The following is a 22,352-nucleotide window of genomic DNA, read 5'->3' as shown; positions in this document are numbered from 1 at the left end:
AAAAATCCCTGGAAAGCGGCATGAACGGACACCTCTCCAAACCGATTGAGGTGGAGAAATTGTTGAGGGAATTGGAACGGTGTATGAATGGGGGATGCCAGATTTCTTAGATTTTCATATAAACACAGACACAAAAAAAATCCCTTGAAAAATCAAGGGATTTTTAAGCTGATGTCGGGACTCGGACCCGAGACCTCCTCACTACCAATGAGGTGCGCTACCACCTGTGCCACATCAGCATGTCGTCCAAGCACTGCTTGAACCTTAGATATATTATCATGAGAATTTAGTTTTGTCAACCAGTAACAAATATTTTTTTCAGTCATACTGTAAAGTAAAAAAACAAAGAGGCATTTTTATGGCTGAAAATGAGATGAATCGTAACGGTAATGGCGGTAACACCAACGAAACTGGCAATGGCATGAACGATAGAAGCACCCGCGATTATGGACTGACCACGCCTGTTGCCCCGGAGGGCGGCATGCCGGCAGCACCCGGCAATGGCATGGAAAATGTTCCGGTACCACCAATCGCTCCGGAGGGCGGCGCTCCTGTCTTTCCGGGAAATGGCGGGGCGGATATTCCTGTTCCACCAATTGCTCCGGAAGGCGGCAGACCTGTGTTCCCGGGTCCTGACAATATTCCGGTTCCACCAATCGCTCCGGAAGGAGGGCGGCCGGTAGCTCCAGGTCCTGGCGTCAACATTCCAGGCTTCCCGCTTTTCCCAAGCTTCCCAACCGTGCCATCCTACCCATCCCCACAGTACTTTGGCCAGGTGCGTTTCCTCAACGCATCCACCAATTCCTTCCCGGTAAATATTTCTGTTGATAATACAACCTATGCAGTGAACTCCAGATTTGGTACAGTCTCCAATTATGACTGGATTGCTGACGGGTTCCACACCATCACCGTGAGAAGGGCAACCGGTCTTCGGAGCATTCTGTTCCAGCAGACCTTCCCATTTATGGCCGGCGTCAAGGCCACCATGGTTCTGACCGACACACCGTCCGGCGGGCTCAGCATGGTGAAGGTCACCGATACCGGCTGCACCAACCTGCCCTTCAATGCAGGCTGCTACCGTTTCGCCAACATGACCTACAGCGGCTCCAATTTCGATTTGCTGCTCTACGGCGGCGAGACCGTGTTCCGCAACGTTGGCTTCCGGGAGGTAACCTCCTACAAGCAGGCCATGGCCGGCTCCTACCAGTTCTACGTGACCAACTCCAGCAATTTCTCCGTCATCCGGGAAATTCCGGTTATTGTCATCGGCGCCTACACCAACGGCAATATGGTCAACGAACCACTGCTCTCCCTCCAGGTAGACATCGCAGCCAACAGAAATTACACCACCTACATGATTGGCAACACCTGGTCCGACAACAGCCTCCGTGCGCTGACTGTGGAGGACTGATTTTAAGTATCGCCTGTGAAGCACGACAGGGGGACCCGTCTTTTGGGTCCCCCTGTTATTATCATTATTATCCTCTTCCTATTCCGGCTGTTCCACAATCACAAGCTCGTCGCCCTCCGAGATAACCCCGCCGTGCTCCACCGTTGCGAACACGCCTTCCCGCGGCATGATGCAGTCTCCTACCTGCTTGTAAATGGCACAGTGGGCGTGACATTCCTTGCCAATCTGGGTCATTTTCAGAACCACGTCGTTGCAGCGGAACACGGTTCCTACCGGCAGGGTCTTGAAATCGTACCCTTCCACTATCAGGTTCTCGCCAAACGCCCCGTCCTCCACCTGGGCGCCCTTCTCCTTGAAGGCGTCGATGCGCTCCTTGGATATCAGACTTACCTGGCGGTGCCAGTTGCCGGCGTGGGCGTCATGTTCGATGCCGAAATTCTCTATGAATCTGGCAGAATGGATATTCACCTTCTGCGTTCCCTTTTTCTCACTGATGCATACTGCTTTTACGATTCCCATATGTATTATCCCCCTATCTGCGACATGCCTTTGCGCTCGGTGCCGCTCTCCTCTCCTGATACTTCTCTCTCTCCTGACACGCCTTCGTCCGTCCGCCCTTCGCCGAAATGGTGGCCCGCCGGCTTCTGCTCGATGGTGTCGTGAATCAGCCTGATCAGCTCCTCATCGGTGTAACCATCATTCATGGCGTCTCTCAAATTGACTCCCCCGCCGTACTGGAGACAGTTTTTTAACATGCCCTCGGATGTCAGCCGAATCCGGTTGCATTTGTGGCAGAACTTGTGGCTGACCGCACTGATAAACCCGATTTTCCCTGTAAATCCCTCCAGCCCGTAATAGACGCCGGGACCATTTCCCAGAGTCTTCTCGTATGGAATCATAGTACCGTAGGCACGGGAAATGATGGCCTTCAACGTTTCCTCGTCGCTGCCCGCCAGCTCCTTCCCCATCCCGATGGGCATCAGTTCGATAAAACGGACGTGGAGCGGACGGTCCTTGGCAAGCCCGGCCATCCGGATGATGGTCTGCTCCGCCGTCTCTCCCCCCAGGGGAACACAGTTGATTTTCGTGGTCACATCCGGGTACTCCAACGCCTTGTCAATCCCTCTCAGCACACGGTCCAGACTGTCAAACCTGGTCAGCTGGCGAAATGCCTCCTTATCCAGGGTATCAAGACTGATGTTGACGCCGTCAATGCCGGCCTGATGCAGCTCCTCCATCTGCTCCGTCAGCAAAATGCCGTTGGTGGTGATGGTCACATTGTCAATGCCGTCTATCTGCTTCAACTGCTCCACCAGCCAGGGCACGCCGCGGCGCACCAGCGGCTCCCCGCCGGTCAGCTTCACTTTATGTATCCCCAGCTGTGCAAAACAGCGGCACAGCCGGAGGATTTCCTCGTATGTCAGTATCTTCTCATGTGGCAGCAGCTCCACGCCCTCCTCGGGCATGCAGTACACACACCGCAGGTTGCAGCGGTCGGTGAGCGAGATACGGATATAGTCAATATTCCGGTTACAGGAATCTATCATGGGTTCAAACCTCCTCCAGTGGCGTTTATTCAAAAAACCCCAGGACCGGCAGACATCGGCTGCTTTCTCAAAGCATTAACACGCACGATGCCCCGGAAAGTCTGCTCTCCGGAGCCGGGTACTGTAAGTATACCATAAACACTGGAAAACCGCCATGCCTTTCCGGCCGGTATTCCATCGCCGTTTCATCATCCTGAAACCTGTATACAATCAGCTTCCACCTTCCTCAGACCAGTCCCCCCATCTGCTCAAAACTGTCCTTCAGCGTCTTACAGGACGATGCAAACTGCTTCATCTCCTCCTCATCAAGGGACAGCGGCAGCACCTTCTGAATTCCGTTCTGGTTGATAATACAGGGCACTCCGGCGTAGACGTCGGTCTGTCCGTACTCGCCCTTCAGCATGGCGGATACCGTCAGCACACTGTTTTCATCCCCCAGTATCGCCCGGGTAATCCTGGTCATGGCCATGCCGATGCCGTAGTAGGTGGCCTTCTTCGCCTCGATAATCTTGTAGGCCGCCCCCCGGACCTCCTCCTCAATCTCCGAAAGTCTGGCCTGGCAGACCTTGTCATTCATCTCCCGGCACAGCTCCAGCACCGGTTTCGTGGACACCATGGCCTGGCTCCAGGGCACGAACTCGCTGTCCCCGTGCTCTCCCATCACATAGGCGTGGACATTGCGCGGGTCAACTGTCAGGTACTCTCCCAGCAGATAGCGGAGTCTGGCCGTATCCAGGGCCGTCCCCGTCCCCAGCACCCGCTTCGGGTTAAATCCGGACAGGGCGTAGGTGATTCTCGTCATGATATCCACCGGGTTGGTGGCTACCAGGAACAGTCCGTTGAAACCGGACGCCGTGATTGGTTCAATGATGGACTGAAAGACCTTCGCATTCCGTTTCAGCAAATCCAGTCTCGTCTCCCCCGGCTTCTGGGCTACCCCCGCACTGATCACCACAATATCTCCATCCCGGCAGTCACTGTAATCTCCCGCATAAATCTTCATATTGGAGCTGGAAAATGCCAGTCCATGGTTCAAATCCATGGCCTCCCCCTCCGCCCTCCGTTTATCAATATCAATCAGCACAAGCTCATCACACACATTCTGGTTGAGCAGGGAGTAAGCATAACTCATCCCCACCATTCCGCATCCCACCAGCACTATTTTCCGTTTATCCGCTCTCATATCCGTCTTCATCCTTTCCTGCTATCCTTATCCCATATTCCGAGAAATGTTCCAGCTTACTATCACAGTATATCCATAGTATCGGAATCTCACTTTTAAAATATGCAGGAAATCAAAGTTTCACCCTCGAAACATTATCTCATCCCCAAAATAAAAAAAGCTCTATCTGTTAAATATTTCACAGATAAAGCCCTTTTCCACTATTTCGCCCCCAGCCTCTGCCGCACAATCTCATACGCCAGCACACCGGCCGCCACAGACGCGTTCAGGGAATCGATATCCCCCTTCATGGGAATGGATGCAATCATATCACATTTCTCCCGCACCAGTTTCCCGACGCCGTCCCCTTCATTTCCAATCACCAGCCCGATGGGCCCGGTCAAATTCATGCGGTACATCAGCTCGCCGCCCATGTCGGCGCAGACGAACCAGAGTCCCTCTTTCTTCAAATCCTCAATCGTGGCCGCCAGGTTCGTCACCTTGGCCACCGGCGTGTAGTTCAATGCCCCGGCGGATGTTCTCGCCACCGTGGCCGTCAGCCCCACGGCCCGCCGCTTCGGGATAATCACCCCGTGGGCGCCAGCCAAATTGGCGGTACGGATAATCGCCCCCAGATTGTGGGGGTCCTCAATCCCATCCAGCAGAAAGATAAAAGGCGGTTCCCCCTTCTCCTTAGCCGCATTCAGGATGTCCTCCACCTCGGCATACTCGTAGGCCGCCGCCATAGCAATCACGCCCTGGTGCTTCCCGGCCTCCGACAGCTGGTCCAGCCGCTCCTTCGCCACATAGTTGATGATGGTATCATGCTTCCTGGCTTCCCTCGTGATGGACTGAATCGGCCCATCCTTGCATCCATCCAGCACAAACAGCTTATCAATCGTCTTCCCTGAGCGAAATGCCTCCAGCACCGCATTACGGCCCTCAATCAGCTGCTCCGACACCGGACTTTCCTCCCCGCCGGCAAACTCCGCTCCACTCTCATTCATGCCGCTATCTCTCTGCCCGTCCAGTTCCGCTCTGTTCTCCTTCAGGCTGCGCTCTCTCTGCCCGTCCCTCTGACGGTTACCGCCGCGCTCCGTTCCGTGGAAATTCCCTTTCCGCCCGTTCATCTCCTGTTTCCTATCCCTCATTCCAATTCTCCAATCCTGTCCAGTCCCAGGCTGACAAGCTCTATCACCCTGTCAAACTGCTCCGTAATATACAGATATCCCACCAACGCCTCAAACCCGGTGGCCATCCGGTAATCAATCACCGTGGCGTGCTTGGCCGTGGTCACGGACTTGGCATTGCGCCCCCGCTTGAACACCGCCAGCTCCTCCGCCGTCAAATCCTCCTCCAGCGCCTTAATCAGATTCGCCTGGGTCTCCGCCTTCACAAGCCCCGCACTTCTCTTGTGCATCTTGTTCACCTGCATGCTCCCGTGGTTGATCACCTTGGTGCGGATAATCAGTTCATACACCGCATCCCCAATGTAAGCTAAGGCTAACGGAGAATAGCTGCAGGGGTCAACCCCCTGCAGCCGTAAGGATTCCTTCATATATGCAAGAAAATGATTCCGGTTTTCCATGCCGTTTTCTATGCTCTCTTCCATTTAACTCCTTCTCGCGTATCCTCCAGCACAATGCCCATATCCAGCAGTTTCCCGCGGATTTCATCGGCAAGTGCAAAATTCTTATCTTTTCTGGCCTGCTGTCTCGCCTCGATTAAAGCTTCCACCTCGCTGTCCAGCACTTCTTCCTTCTTCTCGGTGATAATGCCCAGCACATCGCACAGCTTCTCAATGGTCTCCTTCATATAGGAAACGTAAGCCTTGGTACTCTCCGCGTCCGCCGTGGAATTGCTCAGCTTCACCAGCTCAAATACCGCCGCGATGGCATCCGCCGTGTTAAAGTCATCGTCCATGGCCGCCTCGTACTTCTCAACCAGCGCCTTGGCCTCAGCCACATTTCCATTCTCAGCCTCTGTCATCCCGCCGTCAGCCGCCTTCGCCTCCAGATCACGCAGTTTCTCCACAGCCGTCAGAATTCTCTCCAGACCATTCTTGGAGGACTCCATCAGCTCCGCGCTGAAATTCAGCGGGCTTCTGTAATGAGCGCTCAGCATAAAGAACCGCAGCACCTGCAAATTATATTTCTCACTGATTTCCCTGACGGTAAAGAAGTTCCCCAGGGACTTTGACATCTTCCGGTTGTCAATATTCAAAAATGCATTGTGCATCCAGTATCTCGCAAACTCCTTGCCGTTGGCCGCCTCGCTCTGGGCAATCTCATTTTCATGATGGGGGAAAATCAAATCCTCGCCGCCGGCATGGATATCAATCTGCTCGCCTAAATATTTCTTGGACATCACCGAGCACTCAATATGCCAGCCCGGACGCCCGTTGCACCACGGGGACTCCCAGTAAGGCTCTCCCTCTTTCTTCGGCTTCCACAGCACGAAATCCGACGGGTCTTCCTTCCCATCCTCGCCGGTCACCTTAATCTCCCGGAATCCGGACTGCAAATCCTCCAGATTCTTGTGAGACAGCTTCCCGTACTCCTTAAAGGAACCGGTCCTGAAATACACCGTTCCATCCTCCGCCTTGTACGCGTGGCCGGAATCAATCAGCTTCTGAATCATCTCCAGCATCCCGCAGATTTCCTGGGTCGCCAGCGGATGGGTGGTCGCCGGTTTCACATTCATGCCGGCCATATCCTTCTTGCACTCCTCAATATAGCGCTTGGAAATGGTCTCGGCATCCACGCCCTCCTCGATGGCCTTCTTGATAATCTTGTCATCCACATCCGTAAAGTTGGACACGTAATTCACTTCATAGCCCTTGTACTCAAAATACCGTCTCACCGTGTCAAACACAATCATGGGCCTTGCATTTCCAATATGGATAAAATTGTATACGGTAGGGCCGCAGACATACATCTTCACCTTTCCAGGCTCCAACGGCACGAACTCATCTTTTTTTCTCGTCAATGTATTAAATATTTTCATTATCATTTCCCCTCTCTCTTGAATTTATGGTCCGGACTTCTCCTGTAAGCGGTTAACGGTTCTGGCAGCATCCCTGACAGCTCTCGCAGCCGCTCTTCATGATTTTCTCATCATAACAGTAATCCTCCACTGCTGTCAACAGTGTAATGGCCTGGGAAGAGATTCCCTCCCCGCTTCCTGTAAATCCAAGTCCTTCCTCCGTGGTGGCCTTCACGCTCACCTTGCCTGCCGGCAGATTCAGCGCGGCCGCAATATTTTCCGCCATCTGCGGGCGGTAGGGGGCCAGCTTCGGTCTCTGGGCGATGACGGTTGCGTCAATATTTTCCACCACATAGCCCTTCTCCTCCAGAAGTTTCCCCACGTGTTTCAACAGTTCGATACTGGATATCCCCTTGTACGCCGGGTCCGTATCCGGAAAATGCTGGCCGATATCGCCGAGAGCCGCCGCTCCCAAAAGCGCGTCCATCACCGCGTGTACCAGCACATCCGCGTCGGAGTGTCCCAGAAGCCCCTTCTCATACGGCACTGTCACGCCGCCGAGAATCAACTCTCTGCCCTCCACTAATCTATGCACATCATAGCCCTGTCCTATTCTCATGTTATATCCCTTCTATCTCAATTGCTTCTTAATCATTACACAATCAAACGGAGTTTCTTCTCGATACACCGTATCTGCAAATCATTCTGGCAGTAACAGCTCTCCCCGTCCACATGCACCGGCATGGTCTTGTCCGTGTGAATCTCGGCCTCCTGACAGGTGTAGTGGCGGACGCCGCGGTAATTGGTGCGGCCTCCCAGGTACGCGTTCACCAGAATCGGGATGAGTTTCCGTTTGGCGGCATTGTGGACCACACAGATGTCTAGCATGCCATCCGCCGGTTTGGCCTTCGGAGCAAACTTGAACCCGCCGCCCTCGTAAGGATGAATATGGGCGGAAATGAAGTAAATGTGATTGAATTCCACCTTCTGCACGCCGTCCAGCAGCAGATAGCCCTTGGTCGGATGGGCCAGCACCAGCTGTTTGACGCCAATCAGGATATAACTTAATTTACCCAGATGAATCTTATTTAAAACCCGTTTCAGCCGGGAATACAGAAGATTGTGACAGACAGCGGCATCATAACCGATACCGGCGCTGACCGCAAAACGGCGGTGTGCCACCTCCTCCAGGCCATAAGATACCACGCCGTAATCCAGCAGCTTGTGATATCTGGGGTTCAAGATCTTCTTCAAACATCGTCCCGGGCGCTTGGGCAGCTTCAATCCTCTGGCCAAATCGTTGCCGGAGCCGGTAGGAATATAGCCCAGGGTTATGGGGCCACAGAAAGCCAGGCCGTTCAACACTTCGTTGACCGTCCCGTCCCCGCCCATGGCCACGATAATCCTGGGCTCCTTACAGCCTTCCGTCAGGAGCGCCGCAAAGTCCGAGGCATCCCCCGGTTTCTCCGTCAGATGCGCTTCATACTCCACTCCCGAGTTGATTAACTGTTTCTCAAGTCTTCTCCATATCTTCTTTCCCTTCCCGCTTCTGGAGTTGGGATTTACGATAAAATAGTACATGGAAACCTCCCGTAATTTGCTAATCCTAAGTATATCATAAATACTACTTTCATGAAAGAAAATTTCTATAAATTATTATGGCGCCGCTGGATATTGCCGGATAAAAAGGGAGCGGAATCCATACCGCTCTCCCGCAGTATGGACTCCGCTCCCTGCTTATCCTTTGATTCCAAGGGTTTCGGCAATGCGCTCCTTGGTCCTCTCACACTGGTTTCTTCCGTAAATGATATCACTCACCGTGGAATTGGCGATGCCTAACCGCCTCGCCAGTTCCTGTTGGGGAATATCCTGTTCCACCATCGCAATTTTCATTTTCTTTCCAAATGGGGTGCATGGGATTCTTGTTGCCATAGGTATCTTCTCCTTCCTGATGTTTACGTGGTTGGTTTGGTTGGGTCTGTGACCGATACGGTAAAGGTGGGCTGCACCGTAAAGCTGTCTCCTGCCACCCAGCCTTTTCTCGTGAAGGCATAGATGGTCAGCGGCATCTCATTTTCTTTTTCGCCTGTCGCCTGGTCCTGGGCTAACAATTTTCCATAGTCACTGTTCAAATAGTATTTATCCCCGGACGCCATTCCGCTCTTCATCCAGAAATCAGCGCTGTCTCCGTCCAGGGTCAGGTCTGTTTCATCCGTGTAGGCGTTGACCGCGGGAGGCGCCACCTTGGTATCCTTTATGGCGAACAGCAGATTATAGTCCGCCACCTTCAAATCAGAGTATTTGCTCACCAGAGCCGGTGTTTTTCCCGTCGATGTTGCTGACGGTGTTACAGCCGTCACATAGACCCAGACCGTGGAGGCAGACTTGTTGACAATCTTATAATCTGTCTCCGTCGGACCGGTCACCTGCACGTTGACACCGGCTTTGTCCGTGGCGCTTTTTACCGGTATTTTCGTCATATCAACGTCAAACGCCACTGTGGTCGGTATGGTGACGCTTAAGGTGGTTACCTGAATATTGCCGGTTAAGGTCATGTTGGTACTGCCGCCTGCCGACTTTACCTCATCCGTGGCGCTCACCCCTGGGTCCCCATAGGCGGCGGTTGTTCCTGCTGCCGCCATGCTCATGGCCAGCATCAGCGCTGTCATTTTTTTCGTCATCTTCATTTTCTTTCCCTCCTGATATCCTTTTTCGATATTGCTTACTTTTTATATGAATCAGCAGTCTCATTGGCTCTGACTGTGCTGATTTTTAAGGTTGGCCTTACGGTGAACTCAAATGCACCGTAAAAGTCGGGGGCCACTTTGCCGTAGAGTTTGAGGACGGCCTCCCCCTCCGCCGGAATTTCCGCCACAAAGATTCCTGTCCGGCCCGGCCGGATGGCATAATGCTCAAATTCCTCGTCATTGCCATACCTTCTGTCCCTGGTTCCCAGCACCAGGATGGCGGTCCCCGGCGGCCCCACTCCCGATATGGTGTCCACCAGCCGGAAGGACTGCTCGGCATAGTCGGAAAACTTCTCCGAAAACCGGACATCCGCCTCCCCCACCTCCGGCACATCGGCTATCTCCAGCTTCACCGGAACCACCGAATGGTTGACTATCGTCACATCCGGACTGGTTATCTGGGCGGCCGGGGCGCTGATGTCAAAGGGCTGCTCCGGGTCCACGGTAAACTCAAATCCGTCCGCCGGCAGACTGACCGAAATCAGGGAGGCGGTGACGGTCGCTTTCATTTCCACCGGGACCGAGGCGCTGCCGTCCTCCGGGTTCAGTTCGATATCGCCACTTACCACTCCGGCATTACTTTTGATACCGTTCACGTTTGCGGCAGTCCCGCTGCTGCCCGCAGCATTGGCAGAGCCGTCTCCGGTCATCGCAGCCCCAAAAGCCGGTATCGTCCCGCTCTGCCACAGCAGACACAGCGCCAGGCACAGCGCGGTTTTTCTGTTTTTCAAAGCTCATCCCCCCTCTCCCTCTGCTCTCATCTCTGTCATTCATATATCACCAGCTTTATCTTCGCGGCCGCCTGTCCGATGTACTCCTCCGTCTCCAGGCGGTAGGTGTAAAACCGGGCGGTGCAGTCATATTCGCCTACGGGCAGATTCACATCCGGCGGCGCGGCTTCCACATAGCTGCCCGGCTTGATGGCTCCCGTCTCATAGATTTTCTCCCCGGTGTCATCCCGGTAGATTTCCACCCGTATGAGTTTCCCCTGGTTGGACGGGTTTTCAATCAGCCAGTTGACGGAGCGCTCGCTTCCCACGCCTCTGCCGCTTGGGGTGGCGTTGATGGACATGGCCAGCATGCCCTCCTCCACGATGGAATCCAGCTCCCTCTGGCGCTCCTCCTTCGACTTTCCGGGAATGTCCCCGGCCACCACATTTGCCTCGTATGCAAGTCCCTCTTTCCGTTCCGTCTTTCTGCTCCCCCGTACCAGCAGGCATAAGATGGCGGCCAGTATCAGAACCAATAGTAATATGACTGCAAACGGAAAACCGCTCTGTTTCCTTCTCTTCTCTCTCATAAGTCCTCCGTCAGTCCAGCACAAACACCGTAATTTTGGCGGCAGCTCTTCCCAGATAGCTGCTGTCCTGAATCCGGTACGAGTCAAAGTAGGCCGTACAGGGATATTCGCCACTGGGAAGCGCCACGTCCAGCGCTGTGTTGTCAATATACTGCTCCGGGTCCAGATAACCGGAGCGGTAAATCTCCTCCCCCGTATCGTCCCGGAGAATGGTTACGGTGAAACGGGTCCCATTGTCCGGCGGGTTCTCTATCATCAGGTTGATTTCCCCGCCGTCCTTCATGCTGGGGGTGGCGTTGATGGAAAAGGTTATCAGCCCTTCCCTCACAATCTCGTCCAGCTCCGCCTGTCTCCCTGCCGGGTCGTGTAAGGTACCCGACTTGACATTTCCCTCCGCCACAAGGCCGTTTGTCCGGCTCTCCTGGGATTTCACCTGGTTTACGACGGTAATGCCGTAATAGCCGGCGCCGCACAGCACAATCAGGCAGAACAGCGCCGCGGCGAGAATTACGGTCAGATTGGCGCGGTTTCTTCTCCCTTTTCTTCTGCCTGCCTCTGTCGTTTCCTTCCCGCGTCTCATGTGATACCGCCTCCCTCCTACTCCAAGATGTGCAGGGTAATGTCCATGGACATCCCGCCTGCCGGTGTGCTTCCGTCAAACAGCTCCACCCTCGCTGTCACCGGGTACTCGCCCGGCTCCAGACCATCTGCTATCTTTATCGTCTCCACATATCTTCCGGGGTCCACCCGGCGGGTTCCTCCAAGGCGCTCCCCGGTTGCTTTCAGATACAGGTTCACCCGTGCGCCGTAATGGTTGGCTTTGGGGTTTTCGTATTCCAGATTGCACTCGTCACTTCCGGCTTTTACCGTCGGAATCTGGTTTAAGATCACCCAGAAATCCCCCTCACCGACCTGCCGCTCCCCGTTCTCGTGGAGACTTCCACGCTTCGCCCGCCTGTCCGGGAGAATGTCTGCCCGGGCCTGGAGGGGCTCCGGCAGAAGGCCGGCTTCGCCATAGTGGAGAAACAGGGCGCCGGCCGCCAGCAGCAAGGAGAATATCCCCAGCGCCGGAATCCATGTTCGAAAACGCCGCCGGTTTCTTCTCTTTCTGCAGCGCTGTCTCCTGCCTTCCGTGTCCGGCTCCCTTGTCTGTCGGTTCTTCTCATGCCGGTTCTTCTCACGCTGGTTCTCATTTCGCCCATTCAATATCTCACCATCTCTCACGCGTCCTTCTCTCATCTGTCCGTCTCCCCTGCCTCTATCATCCGCCGCTCACGGCTGTTTCCTCCGAAACGGTGACCACATCCGCCGCCACCTCAAGTTCGGAAATTGAGACACTGTACTGAATCTCATATCCAAAGGATTTCTTCTCCCCGGCGTAAAGGGGACTGTATTCCATGAAGTAGCGGAAACTGAACTTGTTTTTGCTTCCAATCTGATAAGTAATCCAGGTCCCTCCGGCCTTGGGGTTGTAATAGAACTCTTTGTTTCCAATCACCGTCTCCGCCGTATTCTTCACACCCGTAATGCCAAGCTTGACACCGGCAGTTTCCAGGTACTGGCTCTCATCAATGGGGTCCGGCAGTTTTGCCAGGATTGGCGTCAGCTTTGTGTCCATTCCCTCCATCGGCGTCACCCCGGAGATTCTCCCCTCAATGGGATAACCGTTCTGATTGGTCACCGTCACATCGCTGGAATCCGAACGGCGGTGCATGCCGGGCTGAAGCTCAATGGTTGGATTGGCCGAAAACACCAGGCTCACGGTCTTGCTGGTAAGGGGCTCTATCCTGGCGCGAATCTCATATCTGGCTGTGCCGGATGACACATCCACCAGAATGGTCCGCCCGGCGGTATCCAGATAGGCCGGGGCCAGATACAGGGTCAGCCGCTCAAAGCCGGTGATTGTTCCGGCCGCGGAGGGGGCTGTCAGGGAGCCGGTTAAACCGTCCAAATCCTGATTCCCCGTTCCGGCTGAAAATGCCAGGTTTTTGCCGGCAGCCACCGTGCCGTATTTGGGATAATCCCTTTTTAAGGTATTCACCGGGGTCAGGTCGAAGTCTGCACTGCTGCTGTTCTCCTGGTGGATTCCACGCAGCAGCGCGCCGGCCGGGATGCCGCTCACATTTGCCACGCCCCATTTATCCGCTCCCGCATCAATCTCTGCCGGGTCAAAGGACACCTCCACTATCACCGGCGCTTTCAGCGTTGGGAGACCGTGGGTATCCTCGGCCGCAAGACTGGTGTACCAGGCCCTGTCATCTCCCATCCGCTCGGCATCGCCGACAGTGTTCAGTCCGTCGGTCTGCTTCTGTATCGCGTCATCACTGGTAAAGTCAAAGGCGATGACTCCGGCGGCATTGTCCGCCCCGTACTTCGTATCGCTGTAACACCTGGATATGGCTCCCGTAACCGCGGTTCCGGCGATAGAGCCGGCCGTCCCTGACGCTGTGACGCTTCCGGTTGCTCCGCCCCTGCTGTTTGCATGATAGCTGTTTTGGATGCTTCCGGCCGCTCCTCCATCGACCACAACTCCTCCGGCGATACCACCGGCGTAGGACGACTTCCCGGAGGCCGTCACCCTGCTTGTGATGACGGAGTCCATGTTGTAGCAGTCCTTTATCACGCCGCCCGCGGACACCTTTCCGGCAATGCCGCCGATATAGGAATCTGCCGTTCCGTTGGCGGATATCTGACTCTTGTTGAAGCATTTGGACACCACCGCGTTCTGGGTCACCACTGCCGCGATTCCACCGGCCGTGTCACCGGTGATGGAGGAATTCACAAGACCGATTTTGGAAATGCTTCCGCCGCTTCCCGTCACCGTCCCGAACAAACCGGCCTGGCCCGTCTGGCTGACGCGGAGTTTTCCAATCTGGCAGAGCTCCCCGTTTCCGTCCCCGAATTTCCCACTGTACTGGTCGATGGGAATCCACGGAAGCGGCGCGCTGTCCGTTCCTCCGTAGGCGGTTCCGGCCATGCTGTCAATGCTGGCTGTCAAATCGCCGTCGATGCTTCTGTCGCCGGTCCCCTCCCGGAACCCGTTGACCTTTCCGGCGAACCAGGCCAGCTGCTCGGCGCTTCCTATCTGATAGGCGCCGGCCCCCGCCGCCTGCGCCGGGGCCTGTTTTAACGCATCCGTGCTGATGCCAATCAGCTCGTCCTCCACGCCCTGGCCGACGACGCTCCAGTCGGCCGCGGGAGCCAGTTTATCCTGCGCCGGGTCCCCCGTCCACCGGAGTGTGGGGTAATCTCCGGGATTATAGTTCCATACGCTGTCAGCCGCGTCGGCCTGGCTTAAACCGTATCCGTTCAGGGCATAAGCCGCGGCCCAGGACTGAAGCTGGGCGGTGGTTAATCCTCGTGGGTTATTTGTGTTTCCACTGCCGGAAACGCTGCCGGCGCCCGCATACTTATTATCGTAGTAACAATCTGTGATAACTCCGACGCTGGTTCCACACACTCCTCCATAATAACCCCTTCCGGTAATCTTCCCCGCATTGTAGCAATGGTCCATGGATGCCGGGCCGGCGCTGCGCTCATTGAAATATCCAACGATACCGCCTATTCTGTTTGCTCCTGATATTGCTCCCAGATTATAGCAATTCTTGACTGTTACATCGCTGCACGCATAAATTGCACTGACAATACCGGAGGAATAATCGCCTGTTGCCGCAATATCTCCGAGATTATAACAGCCCTCGATTCGAAGATTGGGACAGCTGGTCATTCCTCCCACAATACCGCCGATGATTCTACTTCCCTTCACTTCAATTCCATTCCAGCACCGCAGAAGTGCAATGTCTTTCCCTTCTGCATATCCCGCGATTCCAGCAGCGTAACTGCCGGTTGATACAACCTTACCCGTCGCCACTCCCAAATCTTTTACAACCGCATTTTCACCCATCACTCCGATTAAGGCTGAATACCAAGTCGATCCCCGGTTCATCCACATATTTTTTATTTGCTTCTGATTTCCGTCAAGGACGCCTGTATATTTATTGGATGTCGAATATCCAATTGGCATCCACTCAAGCGCTGACGCCATATTTGTTCCATCAAAATTGCGGCCGGTAAAAGTACTTCCAAACAAATCAATATCCTGTTCCAGACGCACATTCACGGATGTATTACCCAGGATGCTGACCTGGTAAGCCAGCCAGGCCAGCTGCTCCCCGTTGGTAATCAGGTAAACATCGCCGGTCTGCGCCGGTTTCCCCGATGTTATCGTTCCATTGACGGCACCGCGCCCGATTTCCTTCCAGTTCTCCGCCGGTCCCAAGACACCGAATACGGGGTAGCTGCCCGATTGATAAGTCCAGGCAATATCCGATACCAGGTTGTAATTTTCACCGTTCAGTTTCCAGGCCGCAGACCAGGATTTTAAATCTTCCGTCGTTAAGCCGATGGCATTGGCGTCAGGGCCTGCCCCGCAGGCATAGGTGTTGTCGTACAGACAATTTGTCACACTGCCGGAGCTCACTCCGGTGATATTGCCGGCCACGCCGCCACTTCCATCCGCAGTGATTGGCCCTGCATTATAGCTGGCCGAAATCTGGCCTACAGCCAGGTTTCCCACAATTCCGCCTACGTTGGTTCCCCCTGTCACCGTTCCCTGGTTATAACAGTTTCTGACGTTCACGGTTCCTGACAGGGCGCCGCCCAGGATTCCCCCGATATTGGACTTTCCGGAAGCATTGATTCTGCTGAGGGAGTCAACCGTACATCCCTCCACCACAATGCCGGTTCCGCCGGCGCTTCCGGCGATTCCACCGGCATACTGCCCGCCCGGACTGACCAGACAGCCGGCCAGCTCCACCCGTTTGATATGAGCTCCGCTTCCCAAAGCGCCGAACAGACCCGCGTTCTCCACTCCATCCACGCGCATATTGGAAATCGTGTATCCATTTCCAAGAAATGTTCCTGTGTAGGATGCGCTGCTGCTTCCCGCCGGAACCCAGAGAATGGCACTGGCCGCCTTGTCGGCCGTCCCGCCTGGATTGCTGATTCCCGTATAGATTCCTCCGGCCATATCGAGATTATGTCTCACTTCCGCACAGAGTGTCGTTTTTCCTGCATTTACCTGATAGGTAAACCATGCAAGATGTTCCGGTGTGTAAAGCAGATAGGGATTATCCGCTTCCCCGGCTGTCGACGGTTTCGACATGTTCTTATAGTAAGGCGGCTGCACGATGGCTCCGATGGTGCTCCAATTCAAATTGACCAGATTGCTGGAAAAAATGGGATAACCATCATTTTTATCCGCCAGCCATCCCCAGGCATTGACCCCGCTCATGGTGTTTAAATCATTTAAAAATGTCTCGCTTTTCATGTAAGCGCTGGCCTTCTTGCCTGACAGCAGGGTACTGGTCCCACTGCTGCCTGTCACCTTTAAGGTCACGCCGGAGGCGCTGCTGGTACTCTCATCCCAATAACAGTACCGGATTCCGCCGCTGGTGGTATTAGTGCCATTTGTGAAGGTTCCCGCTATCGCACTGGGTGTCACTCCGCTGGGTGCCGTAATCATTCCGGTTGTATAACAGTTGGTGATTCTCTGGGTGCCGTCTCCATGGGAAGCCACGCCCTCATCACTTCCCACAAATGCGGCTGTTTTCTCATTCCCTCCTGTGACGGATGCACGGTTATAGCAATTCTCTATCACAATCTGTGGGTTGGCATTGGCCACACTTTTTACGGCTCCCACAAATGCGGACGTGGAGGTGGACGATGAGAGGGCTTTGACGGAACAGGTGGTGTCAAGCCCCAGCGTCTTAATGACGGCTCCGCCCCCGGCGCAGCCAAACATTCCCGCATAGCCGCTCTGCTCCACCTTCATATGGCCAACCGCTTTTCCGTTGCCGTCGAAGGTTCCACGATAGAAATTTTCCTCCGTCCCGATCGGTATCCAGGGAATTGGCTCTTCCCTGCTTCCGCCGTAAACTTCTCCCGCCAAATCAATATCGATTTCCAAAAGGGCATTGATACCGGTGCTTCCGGAATTGACCAGCGCGGAAAATGCCGCCAGCTGTTCTGCGGACTTTATGTGATAAGTTCCGCTGGTGTTAGTCAGTTTGTCGGCGGCAATCAGGCCGTCCAGCATTCCCTGACCAATCTCCTGCCAGCTGTTGGCCGGCCGGAGTCCCTCTGGGGAAAGGTAAGGGTAGCCATCGTTAATATCGGGGTCGTATGACCAGGATAAACCGGACTCATTGGTCTGTGTCAGGCTCTGCCCATTTAAGGCGTAGGCAGCCGCCCAGGACTTCATCTGGGTGTCTGTCAGCCTGGTTCCCGTATTTCCTACGTTGGTATTGGTATAATAATTGTTTATAACAGTTGCATAATTTAATCCAATGACCCCGCCTCTGTTCCCACTTCCGGAATTAACAGGCCCCATATTGTAACAGTTCTCTATAACCAAAGAATTATCACCGCGATGTTCATTATTCAGGCATCCCATGATACCTCCAACATTATCATTCGCTCCATTGACGACTCCACGGTTATAACAGTTTCGAATTACCACATTACTGGTAGAATGGAGCGCCGCAATAACGCCTCCAACATGAAGTCTTCCATTAATGGTTCCCAAATTGTAACAGCCTTCAACTAAAGAATTGGTACACCAGGTTAATCCGCCGACAACACCAGCAAAGCAAAAGCCGCTTCCGGTTTCCATAGTAGCAGCATTCCAGCATCTCAGTACTTTGATGTTGTTCCCGCTGCAAAATCCAACAATACAACCGTTCTGAGGTCCGCTGGACTTCACTCTGCCAGATGCCACTCCCAAATCCATGACGAGAGCATTGTCACTGATATATCCGAAAAGTCCGGTGTACCCATTGGTGTTTACGCTCATGTTGAGTATCTTTTTGTTGTTGCCATCAAATGTCCCCTTGAAATACTTGCCGTTATTGCCGCCAATCGGCGTCCACAGCAGTGCCTTGTCATAATCGGGGGACGCGGCGTCATAGGAATTGCCGGAGCGGTGCGCTCCGTACAAATCGATATCGTTCATCAGCCTTGCATTGATGTTGGCCTTGGACCTGACATTGACCTGATAGGCAAACCATGCGAGGGCCTCCGGGGTTTCTATCTCATAGAAGTTGTCCGATGGATTCTGTGTTGGCTGATAACTGTCCAATTTTCCGCCGGTCTCGACAGCAGCACCTACCACGGCCCAATTGGCGTAGATGTCAGTGTCTGCCGCCGCGGCCGCTACGGAGACGGAGAAACTCCGGCCCACTCCGTTTATGGAGGCTCTCAGGCTGGAAGTGGGGTTTTCTGGGTCTCCCGGGGTGTCAATGTCGTCCGCAGGGTTGGTATCGGCCGGAGTCTGGTCCGGCTGTACAGCTTCTTCAGTGGCTTCCGGCTGGGATTCCTCCGCCTGAAACGGAGTCGACAGGTTCAGGGCGGAGCCTACGTTTGGGACCTGGTTGGGCTCATATGATATTTTTTCGTGTGTCACTACCTGGTTGTTTTCGTCTATGGCGATGCCGCCGTTTGCCTCCCACTCAATAGACTGACCGTCCAGTTCTGTCGGCAGAACCAGGGCGCCCTCTGATAAAACGTCTGCCAATGTGTAACCGTCTGGCAGGACCAGGGCGACTGCGGATGCCTTGGAGCTGGATGATATCAGTTCCTGCTCGTTGACTGCGAAGTATTCCAGCTGGGGATAGGCGTTCTCGGTTTTGTACCAGTTTCCGGGTATTTGCGCGTTTATGCCGGTCATGTCTGTGGTGTTTAATGCTATCAGGCTGAATTCCGGCTCTGGCTGCCAGTGATCTGGATTTGCTGGTTCCTCATTCGTCAGTTCCGGATTTGCCGGTTCCGGATTTGTTAGTTCCGTATCTGACCGGTCCCCATTTGTCAGTTCCATATTTTCGGATTCCATATCAGCCGATTCTGTTTCCACCCACTCGCCAGGTCCAATCTGCTTCATGCCTGCGTGAATATCGATGCTGCTCTCCGGTTCGGTGGCCGGCTCCTGGATGCCATCTGCCTCCTGGATGACTCCGGGACCTTGCACAGCCTCTGAGTCTGGCAGATCTTCCGAGTCCTGGATAAGTTCCGTTTGACCTAGGGCTTCTGCCTCTCCGAGTTCCTCGAATTCCGCGTGTTCTTTTTCTTCATCATCGACACAGGCAATCTGTCTGTCGTAAACGCAACCGGACAGACTTCCGTCTCCCAATGCGGTAAATGCGCCCCGGACGATTCCCATGTCTCCAACGGTTGTTGTGGAAAAGCTGTTTTTTATGATTCCTTCATTGACCGCTGCAAAGCCGGCGATGATACCTGCCGCGTCAACCGTGCCGGCGGCATAGCTGTTCTCTGTTCTGGTTCTCTCTCCCAAAATGCCGGCCAGACCACCGGCGTATGTTTCCATGCCTCCCATATGGGCGCCTATTGTTACCAGGGCAAAGCTGTCTGATATCAGGGTATCTCCCGCTGTCTGCGCAGTCAGACCGCCGACGGTAATCTGCTCGGCCGTAACCAGTATCCAGATATCTCCGTTAGGGTTGCCTATGTATTCCACCGTTTCCTCTGCCGGCTCCATGCCTGTATCACTGCTGCCGGAACCGGCATGTGTGGATTCCTCCGCATTGGACGGCGTGGCTTCAGATATTTCCGCATCCGAAGGAGTCGCCATGGGGATTGATTCTGCATTTGGGTCGACAACCGGTGATACCTTCAGCATCAGACGCTGACGCTCATTGCCGCGGTAGCCCACGGTCTCAGCCATGGCTCCGGCCAATGCCGTGTCATGATTCTGCTTCTCTTTGACATGCTGATTTCCGGAATCCGGCTCATTGACTTCTAACTGCCCTGTTCCGTCACCTCCGTTTTCCGTGTGATTTGTTCCTGTGTTTCCGGTTCCTATGCTTCCGGTTCCTGTACCTCCGGCTCCTGTACTTCCGGTTCCTGTGTTTTCCCCTTCCGTATTTCCTGCGCCACTGTTCCCGGTTTCAAAACTTCCAGTTCCCGCATTCCCAGTTTCCGTGCTATCTGTCACCTCAGAGCCAGACTCTGCTCCGTTACTCTCCGCTGGCTCCGTCACAGCCGAATCCGTACTTCCGTGATTCGATTCCGTCGTTCCTTCTATATTCCCGGCCGAACCTTCTGTCGATTCGCCGCCATCATTTCCATTTCCACCGGCATTTTCATTCCCACTGGCATTTCCATTCCCACTGGCATTTCCACTCTCCAGCGCAGATGACTCCTGTTCCGTTCCATCTGCCGCCGCGTCCGTACTTTCCACTCCCGGACCATCATCTTTCTCCTCATCGCCCGCCTGGTTCGTCTCATCGGCTCCGCCAGTCCCAAGACCCGGACCTATCTCTCCGCCATTTCCACCGCCATTACTATCGGCATTTCCATCGGCACCGATATCGGCGCTTCCATCACTGCTCCCCACTTCCGCCGCTTCACCGCTCCCCGGCATTTCCACCGCTCCGGGTCCCAGCCATTCCTCGGCATCCGCCGGGCTCGCTTTCTCCAGCAGATATTCGGTCTCAATCGGCATCCCTGCGAAGACATCTCCCGTCACGCCGCAGTTCCGAATCGTGGAATCCACCGCATAGGCCGCCACCGCCCCATACCCATCCACATAGCGCTCGCCGTCATAATACGTAAATGGAACTGTCACGATTGCCCCGCTCAGGAACAGGTTCGTAATCTCCGCCCGTTCCACCACACCGAACAACGGCCTCATCTGACCGCTCATCACGTGTCCGTTTCCGTCAAATTTCCCCGTAAACGGCTCCGCCTGGTTCCCAATCGACCGGTACAGCCAGTCAATCTCCAGATCCTCCTCCAGCCGGTAGCTTCCGTTCAGATTATATTCCTCGCTCTCCTCATCCAGCAGATACTGCTCCAGTTCTTCCGCCGTATGGATAAGCACCGTCTCCCGGCTCTTGGCGTCTGCCGTTCCGATGCTGTGCAGCACATAGATACCCGCCACAGCAAACAGCGCGCAGACCACCCCCGCAATCAGATATTTCAGACTGTCCTTTCCCTCTGCTTTCGTATGTAATCTAAAATGGCTCATAAGAATTCCTCCAACCTGTTATCCCCTAATCCGTATTTCTATTCCCCTTGTCCCATCCTGACAATCAAAATGACCTTGCCCAGTATCTGCTCCGCCGCCACGGTTCCCATACTGCTGTCCCGGCTGTCTATGGACACGCTCCGGTTGTCGCCCAGCACCAGGTACTGTCCCTCCATCACCGTCAGCGGCGCGCCCCGCTCCTGTTCTTTCTCATCCTGAACCGGGTCCGTCAGCGTCACGTAATTTTCCCTTATTTGCACACCGTTGACCACCACTTCTCCACCCGACGGGCTGATCTCCACCGTATCCCCCGGAAGCCCTGCCACCCGTTTCACCAGACTCTCTCCATTCTTGTCAAACACCACAACCTCATCCCTTTGGATTCCACCCATCCCGCGGCCGTACACAATCCAGTCCCCGTGATTTAGATAGGGATACATGGAATTTCCCGACACCCGGTCCACCCCTATCACAAATCCAAACAGACAGATACTGCACAGAACAATCACCAGAGCGCCCGCTATCAGTTTCAGATTTCTGCGTTTACGCCTTGCAAAATACCGCCTCATCTCAACCCGCATCTGCCTGCGCATCTGCTTTTCCAGCGTCGCCAGATTCCCGGAGCCGGCATTTCTCCCTTCCTCCATGGATTTTATGACATTCCACAGATAGCAGATAATCTGCGTCTCCTCAAATCCCCCAAAACAGACCGTGCGAAAGTGAGAGGTCCCTCTGCCTTTTCCTGTCTGGCCCTTCCGCATTTTCCTGCGGGATTTCCTCTTTAATGCGGCCGTTTCCACAGACTGGCACCTCTCTTTCCGTGTTTACTCCATAATTGGTATTACAGGGTTTGAGGAATTGTTCCATTGGGAAAATCCAGAAAATATCAGATATCCATGCTGCGATTTTGACTGATTTTTTGATAAACTCCATTGAGATGGGAAATGTTTCTGACTTGGATATACCGGCTCTCCCGGTTCGTGGCCGGTTCCCTGCACGCCAAACAGGCCGTCAGACTCCCCAAAGCCCGGCCGCCGGTATCCATACCCACGGAAGCATATTTTTGCGTTCTTTTCATCGTAAAATACAATTTTTTCCAACTCAAACCTTGCAATTTTTACGAAAGTGGGTATAATAGACTATATTACGAAGGTTGAT

18 protein-coding genes and 1 tRNA gene are annotated in these 22,352 nt (G+C 54.3%); 1 reads left to right on the top strand and 18 read right to left on the bottom strand.

The features are described 5' to 3' along the window. Positions 1-166 precede the first annotated feature (166 nt). Positions 167-239, bottom strand: a tRNA-Thr gene (locus tag HMPREF9473_RS07840). 119 nt (positions 240-358) lie between these two features. Here HMPREF9473_RS07840 and HMPREF9473_RS07835 point away from each other — a divergent pair. After that, positions 359-1,411, top strand: coding sequence for a DUF4397 domain-containing protein (locus HMPREF9473_RS07835; RefSeq protein ID WP_006779543.1), 1,053 nt, complete (start codon positions 359-361; stop codon positions 1,409-1,411). 78 nt (positions 1,412-1,489) lie between these two features. On the opposite strand, the gene HMPREF9473_RS07830 is transcribed toward HMPREF9473_RS07835, so the two are convergent. The 17 genes from HMPREF9473_RS07830 to HMPREF9473_RS27905 all read right to left on the bottom strand — a co-directional run bounded on the left by HMPREF9473_RS07830 (position 1,490) and on the right by HMPREF9473_RS27905 (position 22,272). Continuing rightward, positions 1,490-1,930 (bottom strand): MOSC domain-containing protein, encoded by a 441-nt coding sequence (locus tag HMPREF9473_RS07830; protein ID WP_006779542.1) that lies wholly within the window; start codon positions 1,928-1,930, stop codon positions 1,490-1,492. 5 nt (positions 1,931-1,935) lie between these two features. Next, entirely contained in the window at positions 1,936-2,958 is a 1,023-nt protein-coding gene (moaA, locus tag HMPREF9473_RS07825) for a GTP 3',8-cyclase MoaA (protein ID WP_006779541.1), read from the bottom strand. A gap of 226 nt (positions 2,959-3,184) precedes the next feature. Next, positions 3,185-4,141 carry an L-lactate dehydrogenase gene (locus tag HMPREF9473_RS07820; RefSeq protein ID WP_034858983.1) on the bottom strand — a complete coding sequence of 319 codons (957 nt, stop codon included), beginning with the start codon at positions 4,139-4,141 and terminating at the stop codon, positions 3,185-3,187. A gap of 200 nt (positions 4,142-4,341) precedes the next feature. Continuing rightward, the gene (gene rlmB / locus HMPREF9473_RS07815; protein ID WP_080568854.1) at positions 4,342-5,127 is read right to left on the bottom strand and encodes a 23S rRNA (guanosine(2251)-2'-O)-methyltransferase RlmB; all 786 of its coding nucleotides are present in this window, start codon (positions 5,125-5,127) and stop codon (positions 4,342-4,344) included. Positions 5,128-5,267: 140 nt separating this feature from the next. Then, the gene (locus tag HMPREF9473_RS07810; RefSeq protein WP_006779538.1) at positions 5,268-5,732 is read right to left on the bottom strand and encodes a Mini-ribonuclease 3; all 465 of its coding nucleotides are present in this window, start codon (positions 5,730-5,732) and stop codon (positions 5,268-5,270) included. After that, a complete protein-coding gene (gene cysS, locus HMPREF9473_RS07805) occupies positions 5,717-7,126 on the bottom strand; it encodes a cysteine--tRNA ligase (protein ID WP_006779537.1) in 1,410 nt (469 codons plus the stop codon). The genes HMPREF9473_RS07810 and cysS overlap by 16 nt, the downstream gene beginning before the upstream one ends. 52 nt (positions 7,127-7,178) lie before the next feature. Further along, positions 7,179-7,724 (bottom strand): 2-C-methyl-D-erythritol 2,4-cyclodiphosphate synthase, encoded by a 546-nt coding sequence (gene ispF, locus HMPREF9473_RS07800; protein ID WP_006779536.1) that lies wholly within the window; start codon positions 7,722-7,724, stop codon positions 7,179-7,181. 35 nt (positions 7,725-7,759) lie between these two features. After that, the gene (locus tag HMPREF9473_RS07795; RefSeq protein ID WP_006779535.1) at positions 7,760-8,686 is read right to left on the bottom strand and encodes a diacylglycerol/lipid kinase family protein; all 927 of its coding nucleotides are present in this window, start codon (positions 8,684-8,686) and stop codon (positions 7,760-7,762) included. 156 nt (positions 8,687-8,842) lie between these two features. Next, positions 8,843-9,037 (bottom strand): helix-turn-helix domain-containing protein, encoded by a 195-nt coding sequence (locus tag HMPREF9473_RS07790; RefSeq protein ID WP_006779534.1) that lies wholly within the window; start codon positions 9,035-9,037, stop codon positions 8,843-8,845. A gap of 23 nt (positions 9,038-9,060) precedes the next feature. Then, a complete protein-coding gene (locus HMPREF9473_RS07785) occupies positions 9,061-9,792 on the bottom strand; it encodes a hypothetical protein (protein ID WP_006779533.1) in 732 nt (243 codons plus the stop codon). A 35-nt stretch (positions 9,793-9,827) separates the two neighbouring features. Then, positions 9,828-10,583 carry a hypothetical protein gene (locus tag HMPREF9473_RS07780; protein WP_006779532.1) on the bottom strand — a complete coding sequence of 252 codons (756 nt, stop codon included), beginning with the start codon at positions 10,581-10,583 and terminating at the stop codon, positions 9,828-9,830. Between the two features lie 35 nt (positions 10,584-10,618). After that, positions 10,619-11,152 (bottom strand): hypothetical protein, encoded by a 534-nt coding sequence (locus HMPREF9473_RS26085; RefSeq protein ID WP_006779531.1) that lies wholly within the window; start codon positions 11,150-11,152, stop codon positions 10,619-10,621. Positions 11,153-11,162: 10 nt separating this feature from the next. Beyond that, positions 11,163-11,732 carry a hypothetical protein gene (locus HMPREF9473_RS26080; protein WP_006779530.1) on the bottom strand — a complete coding sequence of 190 codons (570 nt, stop codon included), beginning with the start codon at positions 11,730-11,732 and terminating at the stop codon, positions 11,163-11,165. A 17-nt stretch (positions 11,733-11,749) separates the two neighbouring features. Next, positions 11,750-12,391 (bottom strand): hypothetical protein, encoded by a 642-nt coding sequence (locus HMPREF9473_RS07765; RefSeq protein WP_006779529.1) that lies wholly within the window; start codon positions 12,389-12,391, stop codon positions 11,750-11,752. Positions 12,392-12,413: 22 nt separating this feature from the next. Continuing rightward, positions 12,414-21,194, bottom strand: coding sequence for a hypothetical protein (locus tag HMPREF9473_RS07760; protein ID WP_006779528.1), 8,781 nt, complete (start codon positions 21,192-21,194; stop codon positions 12,414-12,416). A gap of 38 nt (positions 21,195-21,232) precedes the next feature. Further along, a complete protein-coding gene (gene lepB / locus HMPREF9473_RS26075) occupies positions 21,233-21,994 on the bottom strand; it encodes a signal peptidase I (protein WP_006779527.1) in 762 nt (253 codons plus the stop codon). A gap of 86 nt (positions 21,995-22,080) precedes the next feature. Then, the gene (locus HMPREF9473_RS27905; protein WP_034858107.1) at positions 22,081-22,272 is read right to left on the bottom strand and encodes a hypothetical protein; all 192 of its coding nucleotides are present in this window, start codon (positions 22,270-22,272) and stop codon (positions 22,081-22,083) included. Positions 22,273-22,352: the final 80 nt, after the last annotated feature.

The sequence above is a fragment of the Hungatella hathewayi WAL-18680 genome (assembly GCF_000235505.1).
Lineage (GTDB): Bacteria > Bacillota > Clostridia > Lachnospirales > Lachnospiraceae > Hungatella_A > Hungatella_A hathewayi_A.
The sequence above is the reverse complement of the archived record's forward strand: the minus strand, read 5'-3'. Positions and strand labels throughout refer to the sequence as shown.

Bases quoted from the DNA above. Each gene is read 5' to 3' on its own strand.
- cysS (WP_006779537.1), bottom strand. From the start codon at position 7,126: ATGAAAATATTTAATACATTGACGAGAAAAAAAGATGAGTTCGTGCCG.
- HMPREF9473_RS07820 (WP_034858983.1), bottom strand. From the start codon at position 4,141: ATGAGAGCGGATAAACGGAAAATAGTGCTGGTGGGATGCGGAATGGTG.
- HMPREF9473_RS26080 (WP_006779530.1), bottom strand. From the start codon at position 11,732: ATGAGACGCGGGAAGGAAACGACAGAGGCAGGCAGAAGAAAAGGGAGA.
- HMPREF9473_RS07835 (WP_006779543.1), top strand. From the start codon at position 359: ATGGCTGAAAATGAGATGAATCGTAACGGTAATGGCGGTAACACCAAC.
- HMPREF9473_RS26085 (WP_006779531.1), bottom strand. From the start codon at position 11,152: ATGAGAGAGAAGAGAAGGAAACAGAGCGGTTTTCCGTTTGCAGTCATA.
- HMPREF9473_RS07765 (WP_006779529.1), bottom strand. From the start codon at position 12,391: ATGAGAGAAGGACGCGTGAGAGATGGTGAGATATTGAATGGGCGAAAT.
- HMPREF9473_RS07790 (WP_006779534.1), bottom strand. From the start codon at position 9,037: ATGGCAACAAGAATCCCATGCACCCCATTTGGAAAGAAAATGAAAATT.
- HMPREF9473_RS27905 (WP_034858107.1), bottom strand. From the start codon at position 22,272: ATGAAAAGAACGCAAAAATATGCTTCCGTGGGTATGGATACCGGCGGC.
- HMPREF9473_RS07810 (WP_006779538.1), bottom strand. From the start codon at position 5,732: ATGGAAGAGAGCATAGAAAACGGCATGGAAAACCGGAATCATTTTCTT.
- rlmB (WP_080568854.1), bottom strand. From the start codon at position 5,127: ATGAATGAGAGTGGAGCGGAGTTTGCCGGCGGGGAGGAAAGTCCGGTG.
- HMPREF9473_RS07830 (WP_006779542.1), bottom strand. From the start codon at position 1,930: ATGGGAATCGTAAAAGCAGTATGCATCAGTGAGAAAAAGGGAACGCAG.
- HMPREF9473_RS07785 (WP_006779533.1), bottom strand. From the start codon at position 9,792: ATGAAGATGACGAAAAAAATGACAGCGCTGATGCTGGCCATGAGCATG.
- ispF (WP_006779536.1), bottom strand. From the start codon at position 7,724: ATGAGAATAGGACAGGGCTATGATGTGCATAGATTAGTGGAGGGCAGA.
- moaA (WP_006779541.1), bottom strand. From the start codon at position 2,958: ATGATAGATTCCTGTAACCGGAATATTGACTATATCCGTATCTCGCTC.
- HMPREF9473_RS07760 (WP_006779528.1), bottom strand. From the start codon at position 21,194: ATGAGCCATTTTAGATTACATACGAAAGCAGAGGGAAAGGACAGTCTG.
- HMPREF9473_RS07795 (WP_006779535.1), bottom strand. From the start codon at position 8,686: ATGTACTATTTTATCGTAAATCCCAACTCCAGAAGCGGGAAGGGAAAG.